We start from the raw sequence: 18,572 nt of genomic DNA, 5'->3' as shown, positions 1-18,572 counted from the left end.
AGATACATAGCATCGGATCATGACATGGAACGTTTCAACGTAACCTCGCCCTTAAATATAAACCCTGAACAAATCAATCTGGCTGAACCAAAAGCAGCAAATTATTCGGGGATCGAAGAAAAAAAAGGCACCAAGATACTGGATAGCGATGGAAAACTGGTCTCTAAATGGGGACGACGTATTGAAAATCACTTTAATAAAGCGTTTATTGACGAAAAAAAATCCGTTCCGAAAGCCAAGATGTATGAATTTGAAAAATGCATAACCAACAGACGTATCGAAGTATTAATGGAAGAAGTTCAAGAAGATCAGGAAGGTAAAAACAGATCAGACCACGTTGACAGTATTTTAAAACTTCCCGATGAAATACCAGAAGAGTGTACTTTTTTTGACAAGAATCAGTTCAGGAAGCTGATCGAATCAGATACTGAAGTCTATCTCTCCCATGAAATCAACCGTTGCAAATCGGGTGCAAGCCTTGTTGCATTAAAAAAAGAAGTCAACCGGCTTAAGGCAGGCAATAAGCTACCAGCCAACGTGATCGACTCACTCAACCAAAAAATACATGATCAGATGGCAGTTCTGGTGAAGGCTATGCCGAACCATCTTAAAAGCATCCCCTACGATGGAGACCCGGAAAAAGACTTTAATATGGCCATGAAAAAATGTAATGCCATCAAAAACCTCTTTAATGCCGCTGAGCATATTGATAAAAACCTGGCTGTCAGGCTTGAAAAAGAAATATGTGAGATGATGGTTAATTCATTCTCAAGCGATGTAAGTGAAATCAAAAAGTTATGCCTTGCCCGGAACAATCTGAAAGAGAGTGAACAATTATCAAAAAACATTCAAAATTTAAGAGAGGAAACAGTAGAACCATTTCTTAAGACAGTTGCCGTAAATCCAGAAAAACACTACCAGAAAATTCAAGGCAGTACAGAAAAAGCAATAACGGAATTAGAAAATCAACGCAAGATAACCCCTGACAACACAAGCAACCTGAACAACAAAGTCAGTAAAAGTTCGATAACAGATAGCACTGAAACACCTCTTGTGCAAAAAGATGGGCAGTCCAATGTGCTTCTTGATCTTCAACCAGCTGAACCTATCACTTTTCAGGGTGCCCCAATCGATCCTGAGTACAACTGTGCAATCATACCCAAAAAAGAATTAAAAAAGAGCAAGACATTAGGCAAAGGAGGTTTTGGCTCTGTGGTTCTTGTAAAACACAAGCGTACCAATCAACAATTCGCCCTTAAAATTGTTGGCGATGAGACTGAGCGCAGAGATGAGTGTGCAAAAATGGTAAGAATTCAGCGGGCAATAGTAGCAACCGGTGAGAACACAGAGAATATTGTCAACCTTGTTTGCCTGAGTCGTGGAAAATCCGATCAAAAATACATTCTTATGGAATATGGCGGTCATGATTTACTGAGCTCATTAGAACAGGATGGTCTTTTTAGAGGTGAAGAACTGAAAAGCACTTTTTTTCAGGCTACCAGGGGTATTAACACGCTATTTAAAGCCGGCTACCAACACCATGATATTAAACCAGAAAATATTCTGATCAATGGAAAAGGTCTGGTGAAGATATGCGACTTCGGGTTTTCAGCAAAAATGGACAGGGCCACTCCAGTTCTCAGCGGAACACCAGATTATATATCACCGGAAAAAATGTATAATTTGACCAAAAAACCTAATGTCAGAGCAGACTCCTGGGCCCTGGGATGTACTTTTGCTGAAATGTGTTTAGGTGGTGATCCTATAATGCCTGTTACTCAAGATATGTGGGAACGTAAGATGTCTTATAAAGAGGCTTTAGCCCAGCTAACAGAAGCGAGAGAGGATGCTTACCAGAAACTTCTGGAAGTGGAAGGCGAACAAGCTGCGGATTTTTTCCGGGCTTTAACAGAACCGGACCCTAAAATGCGCCTGTCCCCCACCGAAGCGCTTGAGCACCCTTACTTTGCGTCTTACCATTCCTGATAAGAAGCAATTCTATTTGCTCCTCCAGATCCGAGTCGCCACGACAGGCATCGATAAAGTCTCTCCTGACTTGAGTTGTCTGTTGACTGGAATGCCAAAAGCATATTTATTGATCATGAGATCAACCCAGACAAAAAGCCCCAGCGTTCCTTAAAATTGAACTTATTGCTGACTTGATTATCAAATGAAGTTGCCGGTTTACCACTTCTTAATAATAATCTGAGTAACGACACCCTTGATCTACAAGGATTATTATCTTCGAGTCGGAAAAAGACTGGTTATCCTGTAAATTAACTGAAAATTTATGAGATTATATTATGCAGCCAGTAAACTCCCTAACCAAACTAGCTGAGCCTTCTAATTATTCAATGGCTGGAGAGTGTTCAGATAATAAGTGTTCAGATAATAAGCGCACAGATAACAACAGCCCAACAAATAAATACATTAATTACAGCTCACCTGAAAGATCAGGTAAAAATATACAAAAAACTCTAGCCGAGCATGAGACGATTACTGTTGTTGAGCCCAAGGTTGCTCACGATCCTGAACCAAACGACTCAGCTTCTTTGTTACCATCTGCGTCATATCCATCTTTAGGTGCTGAAACAGAAAAAACCTGTTTTGATGCTGAATCAGAAGCTATCGTCATGGATATTGCCAGAGAAATGGAGTCAAAGGTGTCGGCTGATATTTCTCTCCCGGATGGTTGGAAAATAATGCCAGAGACAACACCATGCAGCGACTATATTGAAGGATTAGTAATTGACAATACTGGAATGCCTCGAATTCAATACAGTGGAAATACAGCCATTTATGATGCTCGCTTAATTGCATGCCAACTAAATTATGAGAACGCTTTACAAAAACGGACTGAAATTCAATCTGCTGAATTAATTGAACAACAGCAATTGGCAGCTTATAGTCAGCTAAAAAAACTGATGGGTGCAGAAGTTTTTCAATGTTTTGCTGTCCAGCTTGATAACATATTATATAATGGTATGGCACATCTGGGTTATGGGTCACGTCTTTTTGCACAAGTTGACACAGTCTTAAACTGGTACGATACAGAACAAAACAAATCAAATGTTGAACAATTTTTGCGTGGTGAATTTAAAGGAACGAAAGCAGCTATTAAACTTGAGCAATTCATCGAAATGTTCGTTATCCATGAAGATTTAGATTTAATAACAAGTCTTTGTACAGAACGAGATATTGGAATTTTCAATGCAATGTTCAGACCAATTCCAAATCAAGGAAACATTTATGAGCAATGGAAGCAAATAAGAGACAATCCACAATCTCATCAACACGTTACACAACATGCATCTCTAGCAAGATCCCACTCAAAGGAGCGTATTTGTACAAGAGAAGATATTAGACTTGCCCAAGCAAGGATCGGATCAACTCCAAATCAAGAAAACATTTATGAACAAGGGCAGCAAAGAAGAAACAATCCACAATCTCATCAACACGATACACAAGGTGAATATTACGCAAGATTCCGCCCAAAGGAGTGTATTATATTCTAGGAATGATCTGGACTAACCGAACTTAATACGTACTATCTATCTGATTCGATAGTCTTAGCTTTCTTGGCAAAACGCTAGAAAAGGTAAATGGCGGTGAGGGAGGGATTCGAACCCTCGATACGGCTACAAACCGTATACTCCCTTAGCAGGGGAGCGCCTTCAGCCTCTCGGCCACCTCACCGTTTCAATATGGCGCGCTCGGGAGGATTCGAACCTCCGACCGCCTGGTTCGTAGCCAGGTACTCTATCCAGCTGAGCTACGAGCGCGTTGTTTGAAGCGACGTGAAAGATATTTGAATCAATTCAATTCGTCAATCACTTTTGTTGACTTGGCGCGCTCGGGAGGATTCGAACCTCCGACCGCCTGGTTCGTAGCCAGGTACTCTATCCAGCTGAGCTACGAGCGCCCTGCGTCAACGGAGACAAACTATAGAGATTTCATTGGGTTGAGTCAAATACGGTTTTTACGGATCTGTTCATATCCAACCAACTGTTTCATGAACTTTGTAATTTAATCGTTGTCCTAAGAGTCAGGGTATCAAGCTGCCTCCGTATTGCCTTATTTTTTTATTAATGAAACAAACACTCCAGCACTGTACACGACAAAAATCAGAAGTAAGTCAGCAGGATCCAATGGTTGTGATTTGCAATGCAGAGCCTTGGCGAGCCATTGACGATTATCTCCGGAGATGGCAAATAGAAACCATGTTTCAAGCGATGAAAGGCAGAGGCGTTAACCTTGAGGAAACTCGCCTGAAGGATCGGGATAAAATATCAAAATTGCTCTGTAGTCTGGCATTAGCCTTTTGCTGGGCATACAAGACGGGGGATTGGATAAATGAAGCAACCCCGATCAAGGTAAAAAGTCATGGACGTAAAGCACAGTCCATTTTTCGTGCAGGGCTGGATTATCTCGCCAGAATTCTCAATCACGTGAATACTTGGCTGGAAGAAATATATGAAGCAGTAGAACTGTTATTTGAGGTCAGCTGGGAGAAGGCCTCATGAAAATTGTCGTGTACAGTGCAGGCAAATATTATTTAACTCGCAAAAGCCTTTTTGATTGACACCACTTTCCTGTTGCTGGTCGATAAGGTTTTGCCACTGTGCAGAAGTGCGGCGATTCGATATCTTTTGATGCATGGCTCGCTCCTGTTCTTGAAACAGGTGAAAGCGTGGCAGTCAAAGGCAGGTTTTTGAAGACGTCCTCAAATAAGCGCTTACGTCTGGTTACCGATGTAAAACATCAACAGGCCCTAATAAGAATATCAGTTATAAAAAAAAAGTATTATTAGCAGATAAAGAATAATAGAAGAATTGAGAGCTACTATCATAATGATGTAATGATCATTCATTACTCATGCGCTACTGCTTTCTTCCTCCCATTTTATCCGTTGGCCTACCTGTTCGAGGTGTATTTTATACGTAGATTATTACTATTCAAACTCTTCAGATCTTCCCACATCCAATATTCATTTAATGATTAAATTCGTATTCAAAGGCTTTTCAGATGAAGCACTCTCTCATAGCAAGCCTATTCACAGTAGTGATTATTAACCTTACATTTATCTTCAACGCACATGCTATTACTCTGGACTTTGAAACAAGAGTGATACATGGCAGACAGATCGAGGAAATTCTGGATGGAAAGCCACTGCCACCCAATAACCCCCATCAAAAAGTCAGGGATTTTCTGATTCAGGAAAAGTTGAGCCAACTTGCAGTTACCAGAGGTTTAACCTGCACCCCTGAGAGTTTCGCCGCGCTCGGAGGACAGCAACTGACGGAAGCTATTCGTAAAGCTGAGTTGGCATGTATAAATAACTTGTTTTCAGTAACAGGAATCATTAGTAGCCAACTGTTTAGTCAGGACAAAATGATAACTGTAGCTAATGAAGTAACTCGTTTTTCACAAAATTATACTGGCGATAATTCTGAGGGTTTACAGCAACTGATCCTCTATTTAAGGGCTGGGTATTATGTGCAATTTTATCAGCCAGACACCGTTGGGGATTATGACTCCCGTCTTGCCAGTGCTATGCAGCAAGCTCTTGATTCATTCTTTGCCAACCCAAATGCCTTTGCTGTTTCTGACAAAAATGGTGAGGTGTTGTCTGAAGCAGTCACATTAATTGATAGCTCTGCCCAGAATACCCGTTATATTTTTGTCATAAAGCGTCTACTTACATCCTATAATCAGGAGTTTGAAGCCAGCAGAAATATGACCATTGCAGTTAATAATGGTATGACAGTTTTGTTTCGTGGACACCAGCTGAAGCCATTTGTAACGGCTATAGAAAGGGATACGACACTTCTTGATGACTTGTATAATTTTTACAATACGAAACAACATCTTCTTGGAACAGACAATGAATATCTTCTGGTTAATGTCGTCCGGGAGCTTGGGCGCTTTGTTCAGCACAATAAGCTTCAGCCAAAGGTAAGCGGACAACTAAATGCAATTCTGAGTCAACAAAATAACAGTGAAAAAGGCACGCCATTATGGCTGGTTGCCGCTGAAATAGCTTCATATTATGACAATGAAAACTGTGAGCATTATGGCATTTGCAATTTCAAGGAAGAGGTTGAAAACAATGCTCTTGTTTTCAATCATACCTGTAGTAAAACACTGAAAGTTCGCTCGCAAAATATGACGGTTGCTCAAGCAGAATGGATCTGCGATCAATTATCAGAGCAAGAGGAATATTTCCATAACAAATTACGGACCAACTTCCAGCCAGTAGCGAATGACCTGAACGATGACCTTGAGCTGGTGATCTTCAACACTGCCAAAGATTATAAAATGTATGCCGGTTTACTATTTAATATCAGTACCGATAATGGAGGAATGTACCTTGAAGGCGCACCTGAGAAACCTGACAACCAAGCCCGGTTTATTGCCTACGAGGCCGACTGGCTGAGACCTGAATTCCATGTCTGGAACCTTCGGCACGAGTATGTACATTACCTGGATGGCCGATTCAACATGGCAGGTGATTTTCGCCGTTCAACCTCCACTGATACCATTTGGTGGATTGAAGGACTGGGAGAATATATCTCACACCGGAATGAGTATCCTGAAGCAGTGTCCCTTGCTCGAACCAAACAATACCCATTGAGTACCGTTTTTCGAAATAGCTATAGCAGTGGTACAACACTAATCTATCGATGGGGTTATCTCGCTGTGCGCTTTATGTTCGAGCGACATCCATCTGAAATTTCTGAAATGCTATCCTTGACACGCAGTAATGATTACAAAGCTTACCGGGCATGGATAGACAGAATTGGAAAATTACATGATGATGAGTGGTACGGTTGGCTCGATACTGTTGAAAGCACAGATAACCAACTCTCGGATTATGGTCCACGGGATGATGACTCTATCCCTGACAATGGTGATGATGAGCCTGCTATACCTGATACTCCAGTCACTGATACTCCAGTCACTGACCATGATATTGAAAACTCCCAGTTACATAATAAAATACCCAAGGTTGGTCTAAGCTCTGGTAAAAACCCGTATTTTTATATCTATATCCCCTCCGGAACCAGAAGCTTGATTTTCACCATAGACGGCAGAAGTGGTAACGGAGAGCTTGAAATACTCATTCGACCAGATCAGTGGCCAAGCGACAGCGAGTACGAATTTTCAGAGCTCAGCCAAGGTGACAGGAAATCAATCAATATCAACCCACTTAAAACTGGCACATACTACTATGTGATGGTTAAAGGAAAGGGGCAATTCAGCTGTATTGAACTCATGGCCAGTTATAACTGAAGTGGTTTAATGACTTAGTACACCTCGTTAAGCACAATAGTGCAGTTGATGACGAGGTAAAAAGGTGAAGGTGGTCGTAAGCGTCCAAGCAGGGGGCAGACTCCCCCTACTTGTCGAGATCGGCTTTTAATGGATTGGCCCCGAATTTCTCTTTCCAGAGTCGCGGTATCAGTTCCCTGATATCACGGGGCCGGGTGGAGGCTGATACGCTGTAGAACATTAACCAGGTATTTGTAAGGATCGATACCCGCCAGCAGGCAACTGGTGATCAGCGTCTGGAACACGGCTATCTGCGCCTTTTTCTGTCCAGCAGAGTCGAGTTAGCCTGAGGGAATTTCCCCCCCAAGCTTCTCACAGATCCGTACGTATATCCTGTCATACGGCTCTTGGTCACACATTTGATGCACGAAGTAATTCCCAGTGAGCAAATAAGTTCGGCCTCATCTTCCTCAGTTTTCCGAGCCTTCGCTCCGCTTCCCGAGTCGATATCCGGTATTTATTACTTGCCCACTTAATCAGTGTATATAACAGCGGTCTGTGCTAATTTGCGCTTCCAGAGGGTGAACGTTGACAGGCAAATATTATTTAACTCGCAAAAGGCTTTTTGATTGACACCACTTTCCTGTTGCTGGTCGATAAGGTTTTGCCACTGTGCAGAAGTGCGGCGATTCGATATTTTTTGATGCATGGCTCGCTCCTGTTTTTGAAACAGGTGAAAGCGTGGCAGTCAAAGGCAGGTCTTTGAAGACGTCCTCAAATAAGCGCTTACGTCTGGTTACCGATGTAAAACTTCAACAGGCTAAGAATATCAGTTATAAAAAAAAAGTATTATTAGTAGATAAAGAATAATAGAAAAATTGAGAGCTACTATCATAAAGATTTAATGATCATTCATTACTCATGCGCTACTGCTTTCTACCTCCCACTTTATCCGTTGGTCTACCTGTTCGAGGTGTATTTTATACGTAGATTATTACTATTCAAACTCTTCAGATCTTCCCACATCCAATATTCATTTAATGATTAAATTCGTATTCAAAGGCTTTTCAGATGAAGCACTCTCTTATAGCAAGCCGATTAACAGTAGTGATTATTAACCTTACATTTATCTTCAACGCACATGCTATTACTCTGGACTATGAAAGTACAGATAACCAACTCTCAGGTTATGGTCCACGGGATTATGACTCTATCCCTGACAATGGTGATGATGAGCCTATTCTACCTGATACTCCAGTCACTGACCATGATATTGAAAACCCCCAGTTACATAATAAAATACCCAAGATTGGTCTAAGCTCTGATAAAAACCGTTATTTTTATATCTATATCCCCTCCGGAACCAAAAGCTTGATTTTCACCATAGACGGCAGAAGTGGTAACGGAGAGCTTGAAATACTCATTCGACCAGATCAGTGGCCAACCGACAGCGAGTACGAATTTTCAGAGCTCAGCCAAGGTGACAGGAAATCAATCAATATCAGCCCACTTAAAACTGACACATACTACCATGTGATGGTTAAAGGAAAGGGACAATTCAGCTGTATTGAACTCATGGCCAGTTATAACTGAAGTGGTTTAATGACTTAGGACACCTCGTTAAGCACAATAGTTCAGTTGATGACAAGGTAGATAAGGAGAAGGTGATCTATCCGGTGCAGGTACTCTGCGAAGTGGTGCAAGTGGGGCGCAGTGGCTTTTACTGCTGACAGAAACAACAGACTCAGCAGGAGAACTCCAGGGCTGAACAGTCCCGTCTGGAGGTTGATGCACACTAATACCCTTACACCCCGTTCTTCCTGAGCGGAGTCGAAGGATGGGAGCACCGCACTTCGACTTCGCTCAGTGCGAACGGTATGGATATCAACGCTTGCCTGCATTGCCCTTGCATTGCCAGTATACCGACCATCCCTGGTCATAAAAGATGGGAGGACGAACCTCCCGCCAACCCATGCAAGCAAGTCTCAGGGGCAAAGGTGTCGCGACTTTGCCGTCCTGCATCGCTTCGCGTCCCGCCGCTGATTTTCCTCCGTTTTACATGCTCCCTGATCTGGCTTTCACTAAGGTAGATATCCCAGAGTAGTTCCAGTAATTGAGGCTGGGTAACGGCGCAGCCATGATGCTGGACCAACGCATAAGCCTGAAGCTGTGGGCCAAAGTGATGACCATGCAGATTGGCTGGCGGTTTGCCACTGATGGCTTTCCCTCCGGGGTCAACCATTGTTCAAGCCAGTATCGAATGGTCTTAACCCGAATACCAGCTCCTGAACGGTATAGGGCTCCCGACCGTGCCGAACAGAACCCTCTGGAATGTCCCCAGGAGCAATAGTATCTTCTTCAGAGACAGGTGGGCATTGCGGCTGGGTTCGTTGGCGTGGAGTTGACTCATCAGGTTTGTTCACTCAGATTTGTCTGTCTACCGGTGCTCGCTGGGGAGAGATCGAGAGCCTGGCAAATCATTGGGAAGGGCTTGTCCGGTTTATTCAGAATCCGGATGTTCCTATGGACAACCATATCGCTGAGCAGACATTACGCGGCCCGGTGGTTGGAAGAAAAAACTACTACGGTAGCGGAAGTGAGTGGAGTACAGAACTGGCTGCGTGGCTCTTTACTGTTCTGACGCCCCTTAAGCTCTGGAAAATAAATCAGAAACTGTGGCTGACAGGTTATCTTGAAGCTTGCATTGCCAATGACCGGCAACCGCCAGTAGATTTAAGCCAGTGGATTTGGCTGATGGATGAAAGTCGCCTCAACGAATTACGAATCCATGACCCGCCTGACAGCTAATGTCAATCCAGTCTGAAGGTCTTATGGGGCGGGGTATCCCTGCGTGGTGTACTTGCGTGGCCGGTATTAGCGAATAGTTACTTACGGATCTGTTCATATCCAACCAACTGTTTCCTGAACTTTGTAATTTAATCGCTGTCATAAGAGTCAGTATCAAGCTGCCTCAGTATCCCTTGTTTTTTATTAATGAAACAAACACACCAGATGAATACGTTGGAATGAAAAAAACGATTTCTCCACCAAATACACAATCTGGTCTTGAGAAACCCAATTATGGATAATTTAGCTTCCACGCCTGGTATACCATTTCCTTCCTCAGTGCCTCTCAAGCACCCGGATTCAGGGGATGTGATTATTTGTCCATCCTGTCAGGAGTCTTGTTTTCAGGGCAGAAAAGCCAATCTGGTGCAAAGAAGGCCTGAGCATCGGACGATTCCAGAAGATCCCGCACAATGCCCGGTATGCAAGAAAGTCGTTGATTCACGAAATCTTTCTCCTGTTACCCTGGCCAATGAAATTTCCAAACTCCGGGAAAACCAATACCATGACCTGAGAGTTGCCCTCAGCATAGACGATCAGATGGCGGCCGCAGTAATTCAGGACCTGATGGGTAAAGGTGCTATTTTGCCTCTTGAAGAACGGTCCCGGGCCTTGAAAAAAGCTCTTGGGATTACTGACTATGAGGCGTCTTGTTACGAATGCATGAAGCATATTGCCCTGCAGATTTTGCCCTATTCACTTACAAAGCCAATGGGTATGTACCCGGTTATGCCCAGACATGCCACCGCCTTATGGCAAATGGGTGTCAGCCTCTCGCCGGAAGAACTGCATCAGGCTCTGATCGTTTTGCTGCAATCAATTGAAAGTGATGACGGCGATCCAAGCAACCATCGCCGTCTGATTCAGGAAGACCATATCAAATTACTGGTTCAGATCGCAGAGACCATTCCCAGTGAACAGTTGTCCGGGATCATGCAACCAATATTCAATTCTGAAGATGAAGTCAGCATGGGATATATCACGCTCTTGCAGGGAATAGCGTCCGACCCATCCTCCCATCGCCTGCTTGATGCCGCTTGCAATGATCTGGATATGGAACAAAAGTCCATTATTATGAGAATCACCCTGACGCTCAACAGTGATGAAGGCAGTAAGCTCTTTCGCTCCCTGAAAAACAGAAATGGCTCCCTGACACCAGAAGAACTGCCCAAAGCCCTGAAGGAAGTCCTGGGGAGAAACAGTTCCTGCTCTAACACCCTTTACGATTGCGTTATTGACTATGCTAACGACCTGTTTGATCTGGGTGCCCGTCTGGACCAGCTTGAGTGGGAAGAGGCGATGCACAAAGCAAACGAGCTAAAATACAATCGGGATAAGATAATGGGTGATCTTCATATCGCCTTCCTGAAACGAGACGAGACAGCGTTCAGTTTGTGGGAATCGACTCAAATGGATGCTCTGCTGAATTAATTCCCCCACCAGGGCGCTATCAGCTTTGACCTTTGAACAAATCTGAATCTTCGATCAGGTGCCTGTTTGCCTCAGTAATTATTTGAAAAGTTTTGTTACTCTCATCAACGTTCCCAGGGTTTTTATCAGGATGACACCTTAGTGCCAGTTTCCGGTAGGCTTTTTTTACATCATTCAGGCTGGCACCTTCCGTCAACCCCAATACATTAAGTGACTGTCGATTCTTTTGGACCATCTGCTCTGCAGAGAGTTTGCGCGGGGCACCTTTTGGGTGAATTTTCCCAACCAACTGGCACAGATAATCTACGTTGCCATCGGACTCTCTGATCAGGTTATCCACTACTGCCCGTGCTTCCTCCGGGGAAAAGCCTTTTTTCTCAATTTGTTCAATCATCCAGGGGCGCAGTGTGTTGGCATTTTTATCACTTTGAGCATGAGGAGCATCAGAAACCCACTGCTGAAACCGGTTCAGGTCTGAGCCAGCGATGTTCAGCGCATTAACAATGGCTTCATGGGACCGGTCCGGGCGGTAGCCTTTGGCGGTGAATTGCCCCATTGCCCATTGATAATTTTGCCGCTGCAGTTCTCGAAAGGCAGACTGTGGGGTCAATGGCGTGGTGTTAACCATGATTTCCACCGAGCGATAATCATAGCCGCACTGGGTTAACACCCGTTCTGCCATAACTCTGGCAACAGAGGGGGCATAACCTTTGCCTTGGAATTGGTGGGTAGCCCAGTTAAACCACTGCAGCCGAAGAATTGCTGTACTGGTTGGCTGGTTAATCATGCCACTCTTGTTGACTGGCTGGATAACCACGCCATTTATCACGTAGCCAGCTATTTTTTTGTTACGGTATTGTTTGGGAAGAAGATCCCTTTTAGGGACCGGATCCGTTTTACTGACTTTTCGTCCGAACTTTTTCCCGGATGCCGTCTCCTGACCTTGGGGTTTACCTGCCAGATGGTAAACACTATGTAGCCCGCCAATGCCATTCATGCCATCCATCAATTGTTTCCTTTTCCCAGTGATATTTAGTCAGGTTATCGGAGCAACGGTTGGCAGTTTTAATTCAGGCAGCCTTTCGGAAGGCTGCCCACAGGCAAGCACCACAGTGGGTTCTGGAAACAAAACACAACGTCAGTATTAAGTACGACAGACTCCTGAGTTGCCCACTTTATTATTCGCTGATGCCACATCTTTACCCACCATCATTTCAGGTGTTGCCCGGTAAAACAGCGTGACACTGAGGGCAAACGTCAGTAGTTCGGCCACCGGCAGGGCAAGAAAGGCACCTTCAAGCCCCAGGGTTTTCCAGAATAGAATGATCAGCACCAATGGCAATACCAGAGAGCGACTGACAGCAATCAGGGCCGACTGGGTAGCCGCATGCATACCGGTAAAATAGCCGGACAGGGTAATGTTGATACCGTTAAACAGAAACGTCGGCCAGATGACGGCAATGATCGACATGGTCAGCGCCAGCGTGGCCACTTCGTCACTCTGAATAAAGACACTGGCCAGCTCCTCAGGATAAACCAGCAGAGCCATCGCAAAGGTAATACCCACCATAATGGCAAGACCAACAGCCAGTCTCACAAAGCTGACAATACGCTCTGGCTTTCTGGCACCGAAGTTAACGCTGACAAGAGGCCCCAGGGCTTCTGCAGTGCCGTATGCCACCATGATGCTGAGCCACAGGATATAATTGACAATGGTAAAGGCGGCAACGCCGGTAGTGCCTGCTTCAATAATCAGAATCCAGTTAATAACGAACATGAGCAGTCCACCGGACATCTCATTTATAAACTCGGAAAAGCCATTGTAAGCAGCCCGGAACAACTCAGACCAGGAACCATAGGGTTTAATCAACCGAATGCGGGCCTGCCTGCCAAAGAAACGTACCATCAGAAACGCAGTACCCAGCGTATAAGCGATACCACTGGCAAATGCTGCGCCACTGACACCCCAGCCCCACATTTTGATAAACAACGCATCCAGTACAATGTTCGTGAAGGCGGTAAGCACCAGCCCGGCCAGGGCATAATTTGGCGCATCATCAACCCGGGCAAAATACGATAAGGTGTAAGCCAGCCCCATGAACAACATAAAAGGCGAAATTATACGGATATATTCCGTGGTCAAAGGCAGTGCTTCCTCGTCGGCTCCCACAAAAGCCGCGATATCCCCGGCGAAAAAGTGTGCCAGGCTGGACACAGTGAGGGCAAAGATAACAATCACCGTCAGGGATTTGGTAAAAATATTGGACGCCCTGCGTGTATCTCCGGCCCCCAGGGCTTTACCGGCAACCACCGCACCACCTACCAGCATCATGACACACAGGCCAAAGGATGAAAAACGCAAAGCTATTCTGGAGGCCACCCTCTCCCTGGTGGTGTCCTGTGGCTTTGCCGGCATAACTGCCCGCAAGGTTGCCGCCGAAATGGGTGCCGCTACGGGAACCATCCACCATCACTTTTCGTCGCTGGATGAGTTGAAAACCGAAGTAATCCGTTATGCCATATCATCATCCGTTGACTCCGACCTGGAGGCCATTAAGGGATTACCACCCTACGAAGCCCTGCTGCAGATGTTACTGCCATCAAACTTCCCGGACCGTGAGTTTGAAAACCGGGTGTGGCTCAGTGCCGCCGATGAAATGTGGCGCAATGAACAGCTGAAAACGGTCTATTGTGAGTCCATGGTCAGCCTGACAGACCTGATTGGAGGTGTGATTACCCTCGGCCAAAAACAAGGATTGTTTGATCCAGCCCTGGATAGCCGACAATGCGCCTGGAAGTTAATGGCCACCAGCTTCACACTGTCCAATTATTCCTACCTTGGTGATAGCAGCCTCAATCTTACGGCCATCGATGAGTTGGTGATCAACGATATCCGGCTGACACTGGGCATAAAAGATCCCGGGGTTGGCAAGATGCGCGTAAGTACCAGCAATCAGGCAACTGTCGCCTGGTGAGTAACAGGCCGGAACCTTTTTCAGGGTGATTGCTCTAAGGATCCTGAAACATATTCGGACTGATGGTAATTACCATGCAACCACTTAATGCCAGGGGCTATCCTGGCTGGCCACCAACCGGTGCTGCTGAAAATTCAGCGGCGTCAAAGGCATTAGTCGACACTGCTTTATCGGCTTGTGCAAAACAGATTCCCCCAAGCTCTGGCCCCGGCGATCTGGCAACATCCGATCGCAATGGATTACCACCACCCAATGGTCGCAAACGGTCTGTGGCAATGCAGTCCGGAGTCAGGACCAACGGCCTGGCTGTTACCGACGACAACCGTTGTGTGGGTGCCTACTCTGCCAACATACTCCCACTGAATTGCGCCGTTGAGTCCGGTGATATCAGGATGGTGGCGTGGCAACTGCAAAATGGTGCAGAGGTTGATGGCAGCAACGAGCAATTGCTCAAGCGACCTGCCTGCCAGTCCCCCTCCAGGCTTACTCCATTAAGCCGGGCTGCCATATACGGGTTATCTGACATAACCCGGTTGCTGTTGGAGTCCGGGGCACCTGTTGACCACTGCGATGCCAAGGGCCTGACACCACTGGCTACGGCTGCTGGCCGGGGTAACATCAAAGTAATGCAGCTGTTGCTGGATTACCGGGCAAACGTTAACGGCAATACCATCGGCTTACGGACTCCCCTGACCCAGGCTGCCAGGTGGGGACAGGTTGAGGCGATAAGCCTGCTGCTGGAGCATGGCGCGGATATTGACCGCCATGTCCGCGCGGGGAAAATACTGCGCCCCATGGCTGTCTGGCGGAGATATGACACGGATATCTACTACTATGCCCACGCAGCGGAATCACCGCTGTCTCAGGCTGCCAAGCGTGGACAGATTAAGGCGATAAGCCTGTTGCTGGCCCATGGTGCGGATGTTCACAGCCATGTCTGCGGAGGGGAAACACCACTGTCCCAGGCTGCCCGGCGGGGACAGGTTGGCGCGATAAGCCTGTTGCTGGAGCATGGCGCGGATATTCACAGCCATGCCAGCGGGGAGGAAACGCCACTGGCCCAGGCGGCAAAATATGGACAAGTTGGCGCGATAAGCCTGTTGCTGAAGCACGGCGCGGATATTTACAGCCATACCCGAGGAGAGGAAACGCCCCTGGCTCAGGCGGCAAAATATGGGCAGGTTGAAGCGATCAGCCTGTTGCTGGAGCACGGCGCAGATATTCACAGCCATACCAGCGGAGCAGCAACGCCCCTCACTCTGGCGGCAGAGTATGGCCAGATTGGGGCGATAAGCCTGCTGCTAAATAGAGGGGCCGACGTTAATAGCCAAACGTCCGGAAGTGGGACACCACTGCGAAAGGCTGCGGTCAGGGGATATACTGAGATTGTCAGGCTACTGCTGAGTTATGGAGCCAACATTCAAAGCTGTGACAACAGCTATGGGGAGAATTCCCTGAGCAAAGCGGTCATGCACGGGCATGTTCACGTAGTCAAGCTGTTATTGGAACATAGTGCACAATGGCAAGGCCCGTGGAAAGGCCTGCTGAGACTGGCTGTTGAAAAAGCCCCCATCGAGATCGTGAAATTGCTGTTGCAGCATAATGCGAATGATGTAAACGGCCTTAAAAACCGAACATTTCAACCACTTTCAGCGGCCATCGCCAAGTGGGATATGGAGTTAGTGAAACTTCTGTTGCAATCGGGAGCCAATCCTGACTGCATCGATTGTGATACCTTTCCATGCACTTCGCTGGCTATTGCGGCCCAATCCGGGCGAATTAAATTTGTTGAACTACTGTTGCAATCAGGGGCCGATGTTCACGGCAGGACCACTGGAAAGTATACGCCCTTGACGCTGGCAGCAGCTCAAGGACATAACCAGGTGGTGAAGTTATTGTTGCAGCATAAGGCAGATGTTCATAGCCGTGACCAGGGTAAAGGTACCCCCCTGTTCTGGGCCAACGAAAACAGGTTTTATGAAATTGCTTTTGACCTGCTCCAGCACGGCGGCTGTCCTCAAAGAAGCTCGACACCGGATGTTATCCGAACAGTCACTCAGAAATTAGGCTACGACCCTCTGGAAAAGCCTCCCGGTCTGCAAACTTTGTGCAAGAGAAGGCTGAGGGCTGCGTTTGATAAACAAACAATGTCCTCTTTCAACTTGCCTTATTTGTTGAAAAAAGAACTTCTGAAATGTACGCCTGAATGAAAAATTTCCCCTGCAGCCCTGCCAGTAATGGCAGGGCGGGGATTGTCTGGCTTATTGAATCTTCAGCACCTGCTCTTCGATCTTCTTTTTCCAGATCTGCGGACCTGTGTTGTGTACCGATTCGCCACGGCAGTCTACCGCTACCGTCACCGGCATATCTTCCACTTCAAATTCGTAGATCGCTTCCATTCCCAGTTCAGGGAAGGCCAGCACTTCCGCCTTTTTCACCGCCTGGGAGACCAGGTAAGCGGCACCACCGACGGCGATCAGGTAAACAGACTCATTATCCCTGATAGCCTCAATGGCTGCCGGGCCGCGCTCTGCCTTACCGATCATACCGGCAAGACCGGTGCTCTCCAGCATGGTGCGGGTAAACTTATCCATACGGGTTGAGGTGGTTGGGCCAGCCGGGCCAACGGCTTCATCACGCACAGGGTCAACGGGGCCTACGTAGTAGATAAAGCGCCCTTTCAGATCAACCGGCAGCTCTTCCCCTTTGGAGATCATATCCACCATGCGTTTATGGGCGGCATCCCGACCGGTGAGAATCTTGCCAGACAGCAGCACAGTATCACCTGGCTGCCAGCTTTTGATGTCATCATGGCTCAGGTTGTCGACATTGACCTTGCGCACCCCTTCGCCCATATCCAGGCTGACTTCCGGGTAGTCATCAATATTCGGTGCTTTCTGATATACCGGACCATTGCCGTTCAAGGTAAAGTGGGCATGGCGAGTGGCGGCACAGTTGGGAATCATGGCCACAGGCAGAGAAGCGGCGTGGGTGGGGTAATCCTTGATTTTGATATCCAGCACGGTGGTCAAACCACCCAGGCCCTGGGCACCGATGCCCAGCTTGTTCACTTCATCCATAATCTCCAGACGCAGCTCTTCCACCCGGTTCTGCGGACCACGGGCACGGAGTTCATGAATGTCGATGGGTTCCATCAAGGCTTCTTTGGCCATCAGCATGGCTTTTTCAGCGGTACCGCCAATACCGATACCCAACATGCCGGGAGGACACCAGCCAGCCCCCATGGTCGGTACCGTCTTTTTCACCCACTCAACAATGCTGTCGGATGGGTTGAGCATAACCATTTTGGATTTGTTTTCAGAGCCACCACCTTTGGCAGCCAGTTCCACCTCAACGGTGTCTCCCGGCACCAGGGTCATATGGATAACCGCTGGCGTGTTGTCTCTGGTGTTTGTGCGGGCACCGGCAGGATCGGCCAGGACGGAAGCACGGAGTACGTTGTCCGGATGGGTATAGGCCCGGCGAACACCTTCGTTGATCAGGTCTTCAATGGAGCGGTCAGTATCAAAACGTACATTCATACCCACACGGACAAAAACAGTAACGATACCGGTATCCTGGCAGATAGGACGCTTGCCCATGGCGCACATTCTGGAGTTCACCAGAATCTGAGCCATGGCATCTTTCGCCGCCCTGGACTCTTCTTTCTGGTAGGCCTGATAAACCGCATCAATAAAATCAATGGGATGATAGTAGGAAATAAACTGCAGTGCGTCCGCCACACTCAGAATTAAATCATCTTCCCGAATCACAACATTCATTGGTTTTCACCCCTTGTTCTACGATTTTATTCCGCAATCCGACCTTGCCGATTTGAACCTGTGCAATAAACTGAGAGCATTATGCACATTTGCACAGTTTTAACGGCAGGCAAACCTCATCTTATTTTGACGGGGATTATACCAACGCCAAAAGCTAATAACATTGATTAACCGCAGGAGAGGTAAAGTTTTCTCAAAAAGCGTCGCTACGGACGCTTAAGTCCGACAGGCTCCTAGGAGGCTGACCGAGAATAGACTGCCCTAC

Annotated in this window: 17 protein-coding genes and 3 tRNA genes; 10 read left to right on the top strand and 10 right to left on the bottom strand. The window is 46.7% G+C overall.

The window, feature by feature from the left end:
* The first annotated feature begins 24 nt into the window (after positions 1–24).
* Positions 25–1,986 (top strand): serine/threonine-protein kinase, encoded by a 1,962-nt coding sequence (locus ACO6V1_RS07260; RefSeq protein ID WP_422459676.1) that lies wholly within the window; start codon positions 25–27, stop codon positions 1,984–1,986.
* 317 nt (positions 1,987–2,303) lie between these two features.
* On the top strand, positions 2,304–3,515 hold the full coding sequence (locus ACO6V1_RS07255; RefSeq protein WP_422466329.1) for a hypothetical protein: 1,212 nt from the start codon (positions 2,304–2,306) through the stop codon (positions 3,513–3,515).
* 88 nt (positions 3,516–3,603) lie between these two features.
* On the opposite strand, the gene ACO6V1_RS07250 is transcribed toward ACO6V1_RS07255, so the two are convergent.
* The 3 genes from ACO6V1_RS07250 to ACO6V1_RS07240 all read right to left on the bottom strand — a co-directional run bounded on the left by ACO6V1_RS07250 (position 3,604) and on the right by ACO6V1_RS07240 (position 3,922).
* Positions 3,604–3,696 (bottom strand) — tRNA-Ser (locus ACO6V1_RS07250).
* A gap of 9 nt (positions 3,697–3,705) precedes the next feature.
* Positions 3,706–3,782: transfer RNA gene (locus tag ACO6V1_RS07245), tRNA-Arg, on the bottom strand.
* A 63-nt stretch (positions 3,783–3,845) separates the two neighbouring features.
* A tRNA-Arg gene (locus tag ACO6V1_RS07240) sits at positions 3,846–3,922 on the bottom strand.
* A 232-nt stretch (positions 3,923–4,154) separates the two neighbouring features.
* Between ACO6V1_RS07240 and ACO6V1_RS07235 the strand changes: the two genes are divergently transcribed.
* The gene (locus ACO6V1_RS07235; RefSeq protein WP_422445754.1) at positions 4,155–4,523 is read left to right on the top strand and encodes a hypothetical protein; all 369 of its coding nucleotides are present in this window, start codon (positions 4,155–4,157) and stop codon (positions 4,521–4,523) included.
* Here ACO6V1_RS07235 and tnpA (ACO6V1_RS07230) read toward each other — a convergent pair.
* Positions 4,518–4,658: an IS66 family insertion sequence element accessory protein TnpA gene (gene tnpA, locus ACO6V1_RS07230; RefSeq protein ID WP_422445756.1), complete on the bottom strand. Its 141-nt coding sequence runs from the start codon at positions 4,656–4,658 to the stop codon at positions 4,518–4,520. The two genes, ACO6V1_RS07235 and tnpA (ACO6V1_RS07230), sit on opposite strands and share 6 nt — an antisense overlap.
* A 367-nt stretch (positions 4,659–5,025) precedes the next feature.
* On the opposite strand from tnpA (ACO6V1_RS07230), the gene ACO6V1_RS07225 reads away from it, so the two are divergent.
* Entirely contained in the window at positions 5,026–7,293 is a 2,268-nt protein-coding gene (locus ACO6V1_RS07225; RefSeq protein ID WP_422459680.1) for a collagenase, read from the top strand.
* A gap of 182 nt (positions 7,294–7,475) precedes the next feature.
* On the opposite strand, the gene ACO6V1_RS07220 is transcribed toward ACO6V1_RS07225, so the two are convergent.
* Entirely contained in the window at positions 7,476–7,577 is a 102-nt protein-coding gene (locus tag ACO6V1_RS07220) for a transposase domain-containing protein (RefSeq protein ID WP_422466327.1), read from the bottom strand.
* Between the two features lie 227 nt (positions 7,578–7,804).
* On the bottom strand, positions 7,805–7,981 hold the full coding sequence (gene tnpA, locus ACO6V1_RS07215) for an IS66 family insertion sequence element accessory protein TnpA (RefSeq protein ID WP_422459682.1): 177 nt from the start codon (positions 7,979–7,981) through the stop codon (positions 7,805–7,807).
* A gap of 362 nt (positions 7,982–8,343) precedes the next feature.
* Between tnpA (ACO6V1_RS07215) and ACO6V1_RS07210 the strand changes: the two genes are divergently transcribed.
* Positions 8,344–8,865 carry a PPC domain-containing protein gene (locus ACO6V1_RS07210; RefSeq protein WP_422459684.1) on the top strand — a complete coding sequence of 174 codons (522 nt, stop codon included), beginning with the start codon at positions 8,344–8,346 and terminating at the stop codon, positions 8,863–8,865.
* A gap of 41 nt (positions 8,866–8,906) precedes the next feature.
* On the opposite strand, the gene ACO6V1_RS07205 is transcribed toward ACO6V1_RS07210, so the two are convergent.
* Positions 8,907–9,173, bottom strand: coding sequence for a hypothetical protein (locus ACO6V1_RS07205; RefSeq protein WP_422459686.1), 267 nt, complete (start codon positions 9,171–9,173; stop codon positions 8,907–8,909).
* A gap of 236 nt (positions 9,174–9,409) precedes the next feature.
* Between ACO6V1_RS07205 and ACO6V1_RS07200 the strand changes: the two genes are divergently transcribed.
* The 3 genes from ACO6V1_RS07200 (at position 9,410) to ACO6V1_RS07190 (ending at position 11,550) form a co-directional block, all read left to right on the top strand.
* Positions 9,410–9,622, top strand: coding sequence for a hypothetical protein (locus ACO6V1_RS07200; RefSeq protein WP_422445766.1), 213 nt, complete (start codon positions 9,410–9,412; stop codon positions 9,620–9,622).
* Positions 9,604–10,080 (top strand): IS66 family transposase, encoded by a 477-nt coding sequence (locus tag ACO6V1_RS07195; protein WP_422466325.1) that lies wholly within the window; start codon positions 9,604–9,606, stop codon positions 10,078–10,080. The genes ACO6V1_RS07200 and ACO6V1_RS07195 overlap by 19 nt, the downstream gene beginning before the upstream one ends.
* A 273-nt stretch (positions 10,081–10,353) precedes the next feature.
* Positions 10,354–11,550: a hypothetical protein gene (locus ACO6V1_RS07190; protein WP_422466323.1), complete on the top strand. Its 1,197-nt coding sequence runs from the start codon at positions 10,354–10,356 to the stop codon at positions 11,548–11,550.
* Positions 11,551–11,569: 19 nt separating this feature from the next.
* Here ACO6V1_RS07190 and ACO6V1_RS07185 read toward each other — a convergent pair whose 3' ends face one another.
* Both ACO6V1_RS07185 and ACO6V1_RS07180 read right to left on the bottom strand, forming a co-directional pair.
* A complete protein-coding gene (locus ACO6V1_RS07185; protein ID WP_422466321.1) occupies positions 11,570–12,556 on the bottom strand; it encodes a J domain-containing protein in 987 nt (328 codons plus the stop codon).
* Positions 12,557–12,694: 138 nt separating this feature from the next.
* A complete protein-coding gene (locus ACO6V1_RS07180; RefSeq protein WP_422445774.1) occupies positions 12,695–13,882 on the bottom strand; it encodes an MATE family efflux transporter in 1,188 nt (395 codons plus the stop codon).
* Between ACO6V1_RS07180 and ACO6V1_RS07175 the strand changes: the two genes are divergently transcribed.
* Complete coding sequence (locus ACO6V1_RS07175; protein ID WP_422445776.1) at positions 13,881–14,525, top strand: TetR family transcriptional regulator; 645 nt, start codon at positions 13,881–13,883, stop codon at positions 14,523–14,525. The genes ACO6V1_RS07180 and ACO6V1_RS07175 overlap by 2 nt on opposite strands.
* A 74-nt stretch (positions 14,526–14,599) precedes the next feature.
* Positions 14,600–16,735, top strand: coding sequence for an ankyrin repeat domain-containing protein (locus ACO6V1_RS07170; RefSeq protein ID WP_422466320.1), 2,136 nt, complete (start codon positions 14,600–14,602; stop codon positions 16,733–16,735).
* 51 nt (positions 16,736–16,786) lie between these two features.
* Here ACO6V1_RS07170 and ACO6V1_RS07165 read toward each other — a convergent pair whose 3' ends face one another.
* Positions 16,787–18,307: a fumarate hydratase gene (locus tag ACO6V1_RS07165; RefSeq protein WP_422445780.1), complete on the bottom strand. Its 1,521-nt coding sequence runs from the start codon at positions 18,305–18,307 to the stop codon at positions 16,787–16,789.
* Positions 18,308–18,572 lie beyond the last annotated feature (265 nt).

The organism is Endozoicomonas sp. ALC013 (assembly GCF_049310205.1).
Lineage (GTDB): Bacteria > Pseudomonadota > Gammaproteobacteria > Pseudomonadales > Endozoicomonadaceae > Endozoicomonas.
This window is presented reverse-complemented; position numbering and strand designations above follow the sequence as displayed.